The following is a 13,155-nucleotide window of genomic DNA, read 5'->3' on the forward strand; positions in this document are numbered from 1 at the left end:
ATGATTGACCGTTCATATTTACCATTTCAATCAGCAAGAGAGTACCAGGATACAAAGATGCAAAAATGGATGGGCTTTTTCCTATCTGAACATGCATCAGCACTCTCTGATGATACAAACAAAGTAACGTACATGTCTGACTTATCACTAGAGAAGAAATTATTACTCCTCAGTCAAGTATACGCCGGGCAGCTACGCACACGCATTCAAGTGATTGAAAAAAACAAGCGTGTTTCCTACACTGGAACAATACCAAGTCTGACCAAAGATTTCATTTTGATAAAAACTACAACAGGTCACATCAATTTGAAATTAAAAGACATTATTAGTATTGAACTTGTCGAGGAGGTGCTCTATGAATCAGCTTGAGTTTCAGCGTAATCACCTACAAATGGACTATTATAGCGAGAGCTACCAAGATTTTGAACGTGACTTCTACCGCTACTCTAACATGAATATTCCATTGACCTTCCTAACTGATGATATCCTAAAAACAATGGCGACTTCACGTAAGAATTACTTTGTCCTCAATAAGGAAAAGTCCAGAGATAACCGCGATCACTTCTTCATATTTGAAGTAAGTACCGTAGATGAGAATCCGCTAATCTATCATTATACATATAAGAAAACTACAATATATTTAGCAGAAAAATAGGAGCAGTTCAATTGACTGTTCCTATTTTTAATATTCATAAAATCTAAAGTCTTTATACTCTTTAACAATGGAGTCGCCAACCAGAACAGACTATACTGACCAGCGACTACCTTAAATTTAATGTTTCAGATTTATTTTCTTATCTCTAATTTCATAAACTACATCTGCTACATTTTCGAGTAATCGTTTATCGTGGGTGATAAACACGATAGTTCCGGTGTACTCCTTCATTAGTATTTCCAAAGCCTCTAAACTTGGTATGTCAAGGAAGTTACTGGGTTCATCCATTATTAGGATGTTATATCTACCCATGAGCATTTTAGCAAGCAACAATTTTATAATTTCTCCACCGCTTAAAACAGATAAACTTTTTCCAATATCGTTCTGTTTGAACCCCATAGATGCTAGCACTGAACGAATTTCTGATATATTGTAGTCACAATCCTTCTGCATAAACTCCATAACATTCTGATTACTGTTGTACTTGTAACCATTCTGTGCAAAGTAACCTATTTTTGCCTTAGGCGAAATAGAAATTCCTTCTTCATGGTTTAAGATCATTTGGATTAAAGTTGTTTTTCCGATTCCATTACCACCAGTTAACGCCACTTTTGCTCCTAACGGAATTTGAAAAGATGCATTTTCAAACAGAGCCTTATCCCCAAATACTTTATTAATTTCTGCACCGACTATAGGGTATGGATTATGGAGCTCCAATGCTTTACTTTGCCTGAAACGAATTCTGCGAATGCCTTCCGGAGCTTCTACTTTTCCTAAGGCCGCAATCCTGTGCTCTAGGGTTTTAGCAGCATTATACATCTTTTTTTCCTTACTTCCTATTGATTTTTGATGAGCTAAACGCCCTCCGTCTTCAGTACTTTTTTTCTTTGAAGAACCTTTTGCCTTCTGTTCTATTTTACGAGCCTGTTTTCGCTTTTCCTCCGCAGCCCTTTCCAATCGGGCACGTTCCGCAATAAATTGTTCGTATTCTGCAGCTTGGCTCTTACGTTCTTCCTCTTTCTGACGAAGATAATCAGAATAGTTTCCCCAATACTCAGTGATTTTGCCATCTTTCAGTTCCCATATTTTATCTACTATTTCATCAAGAAAATAGCGGTCATGGCTAATAACTAACAGTGCACCTGTAAAATATTTTAGCTGTCCTATTAGAAAATCAATTCCTTCACGGTCTAAATGGCTCGTAGGTTCATCCGCTAAAATACCATGAACCTGTGCCGATAAGGCCTGTGCTATTTTAAGCCTTGTTTCTTCACCACCGCTCATAGTCTGTATATTTAATTGCTCAACACCTAGCTTGCCTACAAGTGCAAAATCTTTTTCCTCCTGCAGAGTTACTTCGTCCAACTGGGGAATATAGGCAAGTTCACCCAGACGATTCATTTTACATCCTGGGGGAGTTAATTCTCCTAAAAGTACCCTGAGTAAAGTGCTTTTTCCAGCACCATTTGCTCCTACTAAACCAATACGGTCATAATCATATACTTCTAATTCATTTATATCTAAAACATCGCGTCCTTTGAATTCCACACGAATGTCTTTTGCTTTTAATATTAATTCCATAACATTTCCTCCTGTCTATAATCGCATGCTTTCATTTGCTTGTATGCAGGGAAAACCCTGCGATTTTAGCAGGAAGAGTTACATGAAAATAAGATACATAAATATTCCTCCAATATTGTTTATTTTAAATCTAATTTTCTAACCTCAGTTATCATTTGGCAAACTATAGCAATGCCAATAATTAAAATACCTGATAGTAAAAACCAATGATTTACACCGATTTTATCAGCAAAGAATCCAGAAAGAATTAACCCAATTGGCATAGCAAGTGACATGATACTTCCGATCAAAGAAAATACACGTCCTAAATATTCAGGCTTAATTTTCTCCTGAAAAAGAGCTGTTTGCACACCGCTATAAAATGGCACCGAAAGCCCCATTATTGCACAGCAAACTACGAATATTACAAATCCATTTGGAGGAAGTATTCCCGAAACGGCTAAACTGGTCCCCATTATAAAAAATGAACTTGTTATTAGTAATACATGCTTTTCGAAGCCCCCTAATCTTCCTAATAATAAGCCTCCTGCTAGCATCCCAAATGCAAAGGAAATTTCCGTAATAGAAATATGCACAGGTGTTCCATTAAAGTGTTCCATGCTTATTAAAGGAAATAGTGCATTGATTGGCATATAAACAAAAGTATATAGTGTTCCTAAGAGTAATAAGGCAAACAATCCTTTGTTTTGTCTCAGAACCACAACTCCTTCTTTCATCTCCCTTATGAAATTTGGTTCTAAACTTTGCACTTGATTACCCAGCTTAGGTATACGTACAATTGCTACCGTAATAGATGCAATCACAGCACCCAATACGTCGATGGCAATAATAGCATTTAAATCCCAAACGGAGTATAAGAGTGCTGCAACTGCCGGACTAACAATATAGCTTATAGACTGCAAAGACTGACTATAGCCTGCGCATTTCGTTAGCTGTTCTTCTGGTACTAAAAGTGGTGTAACCGCATTGAGTGCTGGGGTATGAAAAGCTGTTCCAATGCTACGGATAAACAATACTATCATAATCATCCAGACAGGTAGCTCCATACAGAATGCAACAATAGCAAGCACTGCACCAGCTGCTGCGATAATTAAATCGGCACCAATCATTATCTTCTTCCTATCATGACGATCCACTAGCACACCAATGGCAGGTCCCAAAATCGCATAGGGTAAAAAACCTACTAATGAAGCCATAGACAAGACCATCGCAGATCCTGTTTTTTCTGTAAGGTAAAAAATAATCGCCATTTGCAGGATGGCACTAGTGATTAATGATACTGCTTGCCCTGCCCATATTGCATAAAATTTTCGTTTCCAATTGTTGTATTTTTCCATTTATATTATCTCCTGCATATTATTTTGCTTGAATTTCTATTTTGAATAGCATTCTAGGCAATAAAAAATGCAGGCCAAACCCCACAATGTGGCTTTTGGTCTGCATACATACAATTTGGAAACATTCATATTAAAGACATAGTTAAATAAAGGTATAGTTAAATAACCAATATCCTCACCGTAACTAATGAATGCTCAATATCGTATAAATAAGCACAACAAAAAAGCCTATCATCGGGTATAGATTCTGCTTTTTTTATTGCCAGCTTATCTTAAACGCATTGAGGCTGTCATAGTTTCGGTTCCTCCTACATCTTTGTTTATATCAATTTATAGTATAACACAACAAGATGATATGTTCAATATAAAAGTTATGGAATGAGACTCATACTTCCAATTCGATGCCAGATTTAAAGGATATGACGAAGTTTTCTTCATAGACTGTAACGCTCTGGATTATCTTCCTTAGTAGCAAGCGATTAGCTTTCACAAAATCTTCTGTTTGTAGTTTTAAAAATTCATCAGGATTTTCTAACTCAACCTCAAAATATTTCATTTTACATTCCCTCATTTCATTTATTGATAAATTGAGTTTGCAAAAAAGAGTGGACAATTTTTGTCTACTCTTAACCTTTAAAATAGTTTTTTTTAATCGATTTGAAGTTGCCTAAATTATTACTTATTCGGTAAAATGAAGTATTGCTTTCAACAGATTTCCTTCAACTACACTTCACTTGATTCAAACAAGGTGGGTACATTTCTATTCCCACAAACTCCTTGTCAATGGAAACAAACACGTACCCACAGGGTAAATGGAAATAGAAACTGATAATTTCTAGCTATCACTTCTACTCATTCCAAAAATTTTCTCACTCTGATACTTACCCACCATAAAGCAAAAAGCCTTGCAATCAAGGCTTTCATTATCCCTTTCGTTCAAAGGTTTCTAAGCTTTTACGAGCAGAGCGACACACTCAGCGGTTCGCTATCTCCGTTCTGTCTGCGTGCTAGCACTTGTCAATCACGGACAGCTATCGCATGGGCGGAAGTAAATGCTAATCTTCGTCGTTTTACTCCTTGACTAGCAAACTTACCGCCTCAACATGGTCTGTCTTGGGAAACGGTGCTCAATAAACGCCAAGCTTTTCGTCAAGCTTTTCATGACTATCAAGTTCAAGGTGTTGCGGACATGACTGATGAAGAATTGGAAGCTTTGATGGATAATCCAGCTATCATCCGCAATCGTGCCAAGATATTTGCGACGCGGGCCAACGCTCAGGCCTTTCTACAAGTTCAGGCAGAATTCGGAACTTTTGATGTTTATATTTGGTCTTTTGTCGGTGGGAAGACGATTGTGAATGATGTACCTGACTACAGCCAGGCGCCTGCCAAAACAGCTCTATCTGAGAAATTATCCAAAGATCTCAAAAAACGAGGCTTTAAGTTCACTGGGCCAGTTGCTGTCTTGTCTTTTCTACAAGCAGCAGGGCTAGTTGATGACCATGAGAATGATTGTGAATGGAAGGGTCTTAAATGATGTCTAACAAAAATAAGGGAATTCTGATTTTTTCGATACTCTATACAGTTCTCTTTGTTTTTGATGGTATACGAGTATTTGATGCTCCATTGCCTTCTTCTGCAGGGACTTATTTGGTCTATACCATCATGTTTGTGTATGGTTGCTTCTTATTTAAGTCCCTATTGCTCCAAAAGTGGGAAGAGGTTAGAAATTCTAAAAGGAAATTTATCTTTGGCGTCTTAACAGGGTGGATTTTTCTCTTTCTGATGACTGTTGTCTTTGGCTTTGTATCAGAGATGTTGAGGCAGTTTTTTGGGCTGGTCGGACAAGGTCTAAACCAGTCGAATATTCAAAGTACCTTTCAAGAGCAACCACTACTGATAGCCGTTTTCGCCTGCATCATAGGACCTATAGTGGAAGAGCTCTTTTTCCGTCAAATTTTATTGAGATATTTGAGGAAAAATCTGCCAACTTGGCTGAGTGTCTTTTTGGTCGGCCTTGCCTTTGCGCTTACTCATATGCACAGTTTGTCTTTATCAGAGTGGGTCGGTGCAGTCGGTTACCTAGGTGGTGGTCTTGCCTTTTCAATTATTTATGTGAAAGAAAAGGAGAATATCTACTATCCCCTACTTGTTCACATGTTAAGCAACAGTCTTTCCTTGATCATTTTAGCTATCAGTAGTATGTGATGAAAATACTAGTAATGATAATGAGAAAAAGCTGAGAAATTCATCTCAGCTTTCTTTGTTATAGTCAAAGCGAATGACTTGCTCCATTGCGTCTACATGGGCGTGGACTCCGAAGGGGACAATTGCTCTTGGAGTTGCATGACCAACATTTAGATTATAGACAATCGGGATATTGCTATCAATGATATCCAATAGTGCCTCTTTATAGTCGTCATAGAAAGTTTCATCCATAGGTTTCCCGACCAAGAGTCCTCTGATGACCTCGAATATACCAGTTTCCTTTAAAGTCCGCAACATCTTTTTGAAGTCGTCAGGTTCAGGCTTTTCTTCACTTGTTTCTAGCAATAAAATCTTTCCTTCCCAGTCGGATAAGTCAGGGAAAAGTTTGTATTTTTGGCAGAGGTCTGTGCTATCTGCGTATCGAGAGTTGTCAAAGATATCATAAAGAGATTCAAGACAACCGCCGAGAATTTCTCCCTCAAACTGAGCACTTCCTTGCAACAAGTCAAAACCAGTATTTGTATGACTGATACGAGGTGTTCCCAAGGCTTTGGGACTAAAATCAGTCCGTTCCTCATACCAAACGTTACTGGGGCGAATTTCTGAGATTTTTCCAGTCTCAATCAATTCTTTAAAGTAGTGGCAGCTATATGGCAACATTTCTTTGTCTAACTCACAAATGTCTGCTAGAAATGATTGGCCGTAAAAAGTCTTGATTCCTAGTTTATGCAACATGAGATGGTTCATGGTTGTATCTGAGAAGCCAAGAAAAATCTTTTGCTTGATAACCTTTTGAAGTTGGTCGTTTTCAAAAAGATAAGGTAGCAAACGATAGGTATCGTCTCCACCAATGGCGCATAGGATCATGTCGATACTATCATCAGAAAAGGCCTGAATCAAATCCTCTGCACGCGCTTCAGGATGGTCCTTGATAAAGTCTAAGCCTTTTAACGAATGGGGTAAAAAGATAGGATTGAGTCTCAGGTCCTTGAGACGTTGGACACCCAAGTCCACTTCGTGTTTGACAAAGTCTTCTCCGATAATGCCACTAGACAAACTAACAATACCAATAGTAGAAACCATATCTCATCCTCCTAGAAATGAATTGATGCTATTGTATCACAAAAGAAGAGGGGAAACAACAAGAATTAGAATCAGAAAAAGGCTTTTAAATCAAGAAAGTAAGCAAAAAAGCAACCGCTCGATGTGGTTGCTATTATAGTAGTTAATTTCTTATAGAGCAGTAAGGAAGGTCAGTCCGCCAAGGACAACCCCAGCCGAGTTTGGAATGATTAGAATCCAGTCTTTCTTAGGCTCTTTTGTCCATCCATAAATGACCCAGATTAAGCAAGAGACTGCTGCTGATAAAGGTTGAAATGGTTGAGCTTTATTTCCTTGTAAATTGGCAAAAATTTGGGGGATGTAGGCTATAAATACAATAATCCCGATAAAGGCACCAATTGAACCAACAATTTGATTAATTCTCTGTTTAGTCATATATATTTCTCCTTATTGCTTTATTAGTATAACAGAAAAACAGCTTGGATTCAAGGATAAAACCTTGGGATTCTAAGGGAAGCCTTTACATTAGAACGTTTTTAGAAAATGTAGCTACTTTTCTTTGGAGAATCAAAAAATACTTTGGAGCCATAATAAAAGTAGTCTGTCTACAAAACACACTACTTTTTTTGTTTATCTTAATATCTAGCTGGTCCTGCACTTGCGCTCTTGATGTTGAACCGTTTTTTGAGGTAGAAACGTAGGGCAAGGAGAGCTCCTCCAATCACCAATAAAACAAGTGGTGGGAGACTGATGTTGATGGCTTGTGGAAGGAAGTTACTCAAGAAGAGGATGAAGACCCAGGCAAACATGGTTGCTAGCATGACCAAAAGTGATTTCCAGAATGGTGGGCGTTGGCTACGGTCAGTATCTGGTCCGTAGTAGCGGTAGATGAAGTGGTAGAGAAGGTAAAAGGCAACTCCACCAAAGGCCCCTACACTGATAAGTGTTACCAACCCGTAGGCCACAGGTTGGTTTGAGAAGAAGCTCATCAAGGCGCTAACTACTGCAAATAATCCTGTGATGAAAAGGGCTGAATCCAACATCATCAATTTTGGATCGTCGTTTTCTTTTGGATGTTCTTTTTCGTACTGCTCTTTTTCGCTGAAACTATGAGCCCAGTGAGTTGGTGCTCCGTAGATAGAACGAGCTGTCACTCCCTTTGGTTGTTCTTCAAGGATATGAGGAATGACTTCTTCAAGGATAGCCTTGATTTCAGCATCTGTTTTTCCGTCCTTGAGAAATTGCTGGGTTGCAATATGGATAAATTCCTGGTTTTTCTTTGTTAATTCTTTTAAATCAATCTGTGACATAATAACTCCTGTTTAGAACCATTTTTTATGGATGAGGTAAAGAGTGAGAGAAACACTCATAGCAAAGGCGATAAAGACGATGAGCCAGAAAGCATGCGGTTCTCCGTTTAAAGGGATTTCATTATCCTTAAAGTTCATTCCGTAAGCAGAGAAAATCATAGTCGGCACAGACATAACGATGGTCACGAGGGCCAAGGTTTTCATGATATTGTTCTGGTTGTTTGAAATGATAGAGGCAAAGGTCTCTGTCATAGAGTGAAGGACGTTTCCATAGATATCCGCCATCTCGATGGCCTGTTGCGTTTCAATCAAGGTATCTTCCAGTAGATCTTCGTCTTCAAGGTATTTCTTGATATTGCTAGTTGCGCTGGTCAACTTTTTAATCACGCGCTCGTTTGTCTTAAGAGAGGCTTTGAAGTAGACGATGGTCTTTTCCAACTCCATGAGTTCAATCAATTCTTCATTTCGAGTAGATTTGTGAAGTTGGCTTTCGATTTGCTCACTCTTACGTTCGATAGAACGGAGGGCTGTCAAGTATATCTCTGCATTGCGATAGAGGATTTGGAAGATGAAGCGCGAACGCATGAAGGTATAGAAATTTCGAAGCCTACGATTGATGAAGATATCTAGAAGTGGTAGAGGTTCCAAACAAGTGGTGATGATAGCCTCCTCTGTGATGATAATCCCCAAGGGAATGGTCACATAGTAGGTACGGTTATTTCTCTCCTCGGTAATGGGAACGTCTACGATGATCAGAGTGTACTCATCTTCGATAGTAATACGAGACATCTCTTCCGCATCGAGTGGTGCACGGAGGTCAGCTATATCAATATCAAAGGCCGAGGCGATTTCCATCGATTCGCTTTGTGTAGGATTGACGAGATTGATCCAAGTGCCCGGCTGGAGCGTATCGATCTCTTTAAATTCAGTTGTTGTTGAGAGAAAGACTTGTTTCATATCTCCTATCCTTTCCTAATCTATTCTGTGTTTCAGTGATTTTTGACACCATACTATTATACTACAAAATCAGCTTTTTTGGTAATAGAATTTCACTTTTTTTGGTATAATGGAAAGCAACAATGGACTAGAAAGAAGTAACATGCAAGATAAGATTGTCATCCATGGGGCACGCGCCCATAATTTAAAAAATATTGACGTGGAAATTCCACGAGACAAGCTAGTTGTGGTGACGGGGCTGTCGGGTTCGGGCAAATCCAGTCTTGCCTTTGATACCCTTTATGCAGAAGGGCAACGTCGCTACGTTGAGAGTCTGTCAGCCTATGCTCGTCAGTTCTTGGGCAATATGGAAAAGCCAGATGTGGATTCTATCGATGGTCTCAGCCCTGCCATTTCCATTGACCAGAAAACGACCAGTAAAAATCCTCGTTCGACGGTTGGAACAACGACGGAAATCAACGATTATCTACGTCTTCTCTATGCTCGTGTAGGAATACCCTACTGTATCAATGGACATGGGGCTATCAAAGCTTCGTCTGTCGAACAGATCGTAGACAAGGTTTTGGAATTGCCAGAGCGCCAGCGTCTGCAGATTTTGGCTCCTGTTATTCGTAAGAAAAAAGGCCAACATAAGAGTGTTATTGAGAAGGTTCAGAAAGACGGTTATGTTCGTGTCCGTGTGGATGGGGAAGTCTATGATGTGACCGAAGTGCCTGAGCTGTCTAAGAGTAAGCAACACAATATCGATGTCGTGGTTGACCGTATTGTTATCAAGGAGGGCATTCGTAGTCGTCTCTTTGATTCCATTGAGGCTGCCCTTCGTATCGCAGAAGGTTATGTGGTTATCGATACTATGGATGATTCGGAGTTACTCTTTTCAGAACATTATGCCTGCCCAGTCTGTGGTTTTACAGTTTCAGAACTAGAACCTCGTCTTTTCTCCTTCAATGCTCCTTTTGGTTCTTGTAGTGAGTGTGACGGTTTGGGCATCAAGCTGGAAGTGGATACTGATTTGGTAGTACCAGATGCCAGCAAAACCTTACGTGAGGGAGCGCTAGCACCTTGGAATCCTATCTCATCTAACTACTATCCAAATATGCTAGATCAGGCCATGACAGCCTTTGGAGTGGATATGGATAAGCCTTTTGAGGACTTGTCAGAAGAAGATAAGAACTTGATTCTCTATGGGTCTGATGGCAAGGAATTCCATTTCCACTATGAGAATGAATTTGGTGGTGTGCGCGATATTGACATTCCGTTTGAAGGAGTTGTCAATAATATCAAACGTCGCTACCATGAAACTAATAGTGACTACACTCGCACCCAGATGCGCCTCTACATGAATGAGCTGACCTGCGGAACTTGTCATGGTTATCGCCTCAATGACCAGGCTTTGTCTGTCCGTGTTGGTGGTGAGAAAGGACCACATATCGGAGAAATTTCAGACCTGTCTATCGCAGACCACTTGGACTTGGTGAGCCAGTTAACCTTGTCTGAAAATGAAGCTATTATTGCTCGGCCTATTCTCAAGGAAATCAAGGACCGTTTGACCTTCCTTAATAACGTGGGTCTTAACTATCTGACCCTGTCACGTTCGGCAGGAACCCTTTCAGGTGGGGAAAGTCAGCGTATTCGTTTGGCAACCCAGATTGGTTCTAACCTATCTGGAGTCCTTTATATCCTAGATGAGCCGTCCATAGGTCTCCACCAGAGGGACAATGATCGTCTGATTGCCAGTCTCAAAAAGATGCGGGATTTAGGAAATACTCTCATCGTGGTAGAACACGATGAAGATACCATGCGAGAGGCTGATTATCTGATCGACGTCGGTCCTGGTGCAGGGGTCTTTGGTGGAGAGATTGTTGCTGCAGGAACGCCCAAGCAAGTGGCTCGCAACAGCAAGTCTATTACAGGTCAGTACTTGTCAGGCAAACGTGCCATTCCAGTGCCAGAAGAGCGACGTGTCGGAAATGGTCGTTTTATCGAAGTGACAGGAGCGCGTGAGAACAACTTGCAAAATGTTACTGCCCGCTTCCCGTTAGGAAAGTTTATCGCGGTGACAGGTGTATCAGGTTCAGGGAAATCGACCTTAATCAACAGTATCCTCAAAAAAGCCATTGCTCAAAAACTCAACCGCAATTCAGACAAGCCTGGTAAATTCAAGACCATAACAGGGATTGAGCATGTAGACCGCTTGATTGATATTGACCAGAGCCCTATCGGACGAACGCCAAGGTCTAACCCTGCTACCTATACGGGAGTTTTTGACGATATACGTGACCTTTTTGCTCAGACAAATGAAGCCAAGATTCGAGGCTACAAGAAGGGTCGTTTCAGTTTCAACGTTAAGGGTGGTCGCTGTGAAGCCTGCTCAGGTGACGGGATTATCAAGATTGAGATGCACTTCTTGCCAGATGTTTACGTGGCTTGTGAAGTCTGCCACGGAACCCGTTATAACAGTGAGACCCTAGAAGTTCATTATAAAGAAAAAAATATCTCGCAAGTTTTAGATATGACCGTCAACGATGCGGTAGAATTTTTCAAACACATTCCAAAGATTCAACGCAAACTCCAGACTATCAAAGATGTTGGTCTAGGCTATGTGACCTTGGGACAACCAGCCACGACACTTTCTGGTGGAGAAGCTCAGCGTATGAAGTTGGCTAGTGAACTCCACAAACGCTCGACAGGAAAATCTTTCTACATTCTGGATGAACCGACAACTGGTTTGCATACTGAGGACATCGCTCGTCTACTCACCGTTTTGTCCCGCTTTGTCGATGATGGCAATACAGTTCTCGTCATTGAGCACAATCTGGATGTTATCAAAACAGCAGACCATATTATCGACCTAGGCCCAGAAGGAGGTGTCGGCGGTGGAACCATCATCGCAACAGGAACTCCAGAAGAAGTAGCGGCCAACGAAGCCAGCTACACAGGACACTATTTGAAAGGAAAGTTACATCATGAATAAACGTGTACAAGCATTTCTAGCTAAAATGCAAGAAAAAGAATTAGATGGCATCATCATCAATAACCTTAAAAATGTCTATTACCTGACTGGTTTTTGGGGTTCAAACGGAACAGTCTTTATCAGCCGTGACCGTCAGGTCTTGGTGACAGACTCTCGCTATATCATTGCAGCCAAGCAAGAAACCAGTGGTTTTGAGATTGTGGCTGACCGTGATGAATTGGCTGTCATTGCTGGCATTGTTAAGGACATGGGCTTGTCTCGAATCGGTTTTGAGGACGAGATTTCAGTGTCTTATTATCACCGTATGCAGGCAGCTTTTGCGGGTTTGGACTTGCTTCCACAAACTCAGTTTGTTGAAGGTCTTCGCATGATTAAAGATGAGACGGAGATTGCAGCGATTCGCAAGGCTTGTTCTATCTCAGACCAAGCTTTCCGCGATGCTCTTGACTTTATCAAGCCAGGGAAGACAGAAATTGAAATTGCCAACTTCCTTGACTTCCGCATGCGTGAGTTGGGAGCATCTGGCTTGTCTTTTGATACCATTCTAGCGAGCGGTATTAACTCTTCTAAACCCCATGCTCACCCAATGCACAAGCCAGTAGAACTAGGCGAAGCTATCACTATGGACTTTGGGTGCCTTTACGAGCATTATGTGAGTGATATGACTCGGACCATCTACCTCGGTCATGTCAGTGACGAGCAGGCAGAGATTTACAATACAGTTCTAAAAGCCAACCAAGCATTGATTGACCAAGCTAAGGCTGGTTTAGGTTTCCGTGACTTTGATAAGATTCCTCGTGACATTATTGTGGAAGCAGGCTATGGAGAATATTTTACACACGGTATCGGGCACGGGATTGGACTTGATATCCACGAAGAACCTTACTTTAGCCAAACTTCCAAAGAAGTTATCAAAACTGGTATGGTCTTGACTGATGAACCGGGTATTTATATTGAAGGTAAATACGGGGTTCGTATTGAAGATGACATCCTGATTACAGATACCGGTTGTGAGTTATTAACCCTTGCTCCAAAAGAATTAATCGTAATCTAAGAAAAATGAGATAAATC

12 protein-coding genes and 1 pseudogene are annotated in these 13,155 nt (G+C 40.5%); 6 read left to right on the forward strand and 7 right to left on the reverse strand.

Annotation, left to right across the window (positions count from 1 at the left end):
• Both RRU92_RS02760 and RRU92_RS02765 read left to right on the forward strand, forming a co-directional pair.
• Positions 1-369 carry a hypothetical protein gene (locus RRU92_RS02760; protein WP_000567222.1) on the forward strand — a complete coding sequence of 123 codons (369 nt, stop codon included), beginning with the start codon at positions 1-3 and terminating at the stop codon, positions 367-369.
• Positions 356-655 (forward strand): DUF5960 family protein, encoded by a 300-nt coding sequence (locus RRU92_RS02765; RefSeq protein ID WP_001072467.1) that lies wholly within the window; start codon positions 356-358, stop codon positions 653-655. Before RRU92_RS02760 ends, RRU92_RS02765 begins: the two co-directional genes overlap by 14 nt.
• Before the next feature lie 117 nt (positions 656-772).
• Here RRU92_RS02765 and msr(D) read toward each other — a convergent pair whose 3' ends face one another.
• From msr(D) to RRU92_RS02780, 3 genes are all read right to left on the reverse strand, one after another.
• Positions 773-2,236, reverse strand: a complete 1,464-nt coding sequence (gene msr(D), locus RRU92_RS02770; protein WP_000420313.1) for an ABC-F type ribosomal protection protein Msr(D) — start codon at positions 2,234-2,236, stop codon at positions 773-775.
• Between the two features lie 119 nt (positions 2,237-2,355).
• Positions 2,356-3,573 carry a macrolide efflux MFS transporter Mef(A) gene (gene mef(A), locus RRU92_RS02775; protein WP_000417519.1) on the reverse strand — a complete coding sequence of 406 codons (1,218 nt, stop codon included), beginning with the start codon at positions 3,571-3,573 and terminating at the stop codon, positions 2,356-2,358.
• 385 nt (positions 3,574-3,958) lie between these two features.
• The gene (locus RRU92_RS02780) at positions 3,959-4,129 is read right to left on the reverse strand and encodes a hypothetical protein (RefSeq protein WP_000873143.1); all 171 of its coding nucleotides are present in this window, start codon (positions 4,127-4,129) and stop codon (positions 3,959-3,961) included.
• 543 nt (positions 4,130-4,672) lie between these two features.
• On the opposite strand from RRU92_RS02780, the pseudogene RRU92_RS02785 reads away from it, so the two are divergent.
• Both RRU92_RS02785 and RRU92_RS02790 read left to right on the forward strand, forming a co-directional pair.
• Positions 4,673-5,110, forward strand: a pseudogene (locus RRU92_RS02785) (DNA-3-methyladenine glycosylase I); the annotation flags it as partial.
• Positions 5,107-5,781 carry a type II CAAX endopeptidase family protein gene (locus RRU92_RS02790; protein ID WP_315640322.1) on the forward strand — a complete coding sequence of 225 codons (675 nt, stop codon included), beginning with the start codon at positions 5,107-5,109 and terminating at the stop codon, positions 5,779-5,781. The pseudogene RRU92_RS02785 and the gene RRU92_RS02790, both read left to right, overlap by 4 nt.
• A gap of 45 nt (positions 5,782-5,826) precedes the next feature.
• Here RRU92_RS02790 and RRU92_RS02795 read toward each other — a convergent pair whose 3' ends face one another.
• The 4 genes from RRU92_RS02795 to RRU92_RS02810 form a co-directional block, all read right to left on the reverse strand.
• Complete coding sequence (locus tag RRU92_RS02795) at positions 5,827-6,864, reverse strand: LD-carboxypeptidase (RefSeq protein ID WP_315640323.1); 1,038 nt, start codon at positions 6,862-6,864, stop codon at positions 5,827-5,829.
• Between the two features lie 150 nt (positions 6,865-7,014).
• The gene (locus RRU92_RS02800; protein ID WP_049496815.1) at positions 7,015-7,278 is read right to left on the reverse strand and encodes a SemiSWEET family transporter; all 264 of its coding nucleotides are present in this window, start codon (positions 7,276-7,278) and stop codon (positions 7,015-7,017) included.
• Positions 7,279-7,478: 200 nt separating this feature from the next.
• Positions 7,479-8,153 carry a DUF1129 domain-containing protein gene (locus RRU92_RS02805; RefSeq protein WP_006146142.1) on the reverse strand — a complete coding sequence of 225 codons (675 nt, stop codon included), beginning with the start codon at positions 8,151-8,153 and terminating at the stop codon, positions 7,479-7,481.
• A 12-nt stretch (positions 8,154-8,165) separates the two neighbouring features.
• Complete coding sequence (locus RRU92_RS02810) at positions 8,166-9,110, reverse strand: magnesium transporter CorA family protein (RefSeq protein WP_315640324.1); 945 nt, start codon at positions 9,108-9,110, stop codon at positions 8,166-8,168.
• Between the two features lie 142 nt (positions 9,111-9,252).
• Here RRU92_RS02810 and uvrA point away from each other — a divergent pair, with 142 nt between their 5' ends.
• Positions 9,253-12,084, forward strand: a complete 2,832-nt coding sequence (uvrA, locus tag RRU92_RS02815) for an excinuclease ABC subunit UvrA (protein WP_315640325.1) — start codon at positions 9,253-9,255, stop codon at positions 12,082-12,084.
• Positions 12,077-13,138 carry a M24 family metallopeptidase gene (locus RRU92_RS02820; RefSeq protein WP_248034450.1) on the forward strand — a complete coding sequence of 354 codons (1,062 nt, stop codon included), beginning with the start codon at positions 12,077-12,079 and terminating at the stop codon, positions 13,136-13,138. The genes uvrA and RRU92_RS02820 overlap by 8 nt, the downstream gene beginning before the upstream one ends.
• Positions 13,139-13,155: the final 17 nt, after the last annotated feature.

The sequence above is a fragment of the Streptococcus sp. DTU_2020_1001019_1_SI_AUS_MUR_006 genome (assembly GCF_032340315.1).
Classification (GTDB): domain Bacteria; phylum Bacillota; class Bacilli; order Lactobacillales; family Streptococcaceae; genus Streptococcus.

What these genes read in the sequence shown, in the direction of transcription:
- RRU92_RS02760 (WP_000567222.1), top strand. Translation starts at nt 1, where the DNA reads ATGATTGACCGTTCATATTTACCATTTCAATCAGCAAGAGAGTACCAG.
- RRU92_RS02765 (WP_001072467.1), top strand. Translation starts at nt 356, where the DNA reads ATGAATCAGCTTGAGTTTCAGCGTAATCACCTACAAATGGACTATTAT.
- RRU92_RS02780 (WP_000873143.1), bottom strand. Translation starts at nt 4,129, where the DNA reads ATGAAATATTTTGAGGTTGAGTTAGAAAATCCTGATGAATTTTTAAAA.
- RRU92_RS02790 (WP_315640322.1), top strand. Translation starts at nt 5,107, where the DNA reads ATGATGTCTAACAAAAATAAGGGAATTCTGATTTTTTCGATACTCTAT.
- RRU92_RS02795 (WP_315640323.1), bottom strand. Translation starts at nt 6,864, where the DNA reads ATGGTTTCTACTATTGGTATTGTTAGTTTGTCTAGTGGCATTATCGGA.
- RRU92_RS02800 (WP_049496815.1), bottom strand. Translation starts at nt 7,278, where the DNA reads ATGACTAAACAGAGAATTAATCAAATTGTTGGTTCAATTGGTGCCTTT.
- RRU92_RS02805 (WP_006146142.1), bottom strand. Translation starts at nt 8,153, where the DNA reads ATGTCACAGATTGATTTAAAAGAATTAACAAAGAAAAACCAGGAATTT.
- RRU92_RS02810 (WP_315640324.1), bottom strand. Translation starts at nt 9,110, where the DNA reads ATGAAACAAGTCTTTCTCTCAACAACAACTGAATTTAAAGAGATCGAT.
- uvrA (WP_315640325.1), top strand. Translation starts at nt 9,253, where the DNA reads ATGCAAGATAAGATTGTCATCCATGGGGCACGCGCCCATAATTTAAAA.
- RRU92_RS02820 (WP_248034450.1), top strand. Translation starts at nt 12,077, where the DNA reads ATGAATAAACGTGTACAAGCATTTCTAGCTAAAATGCAAGAAAAAGAA.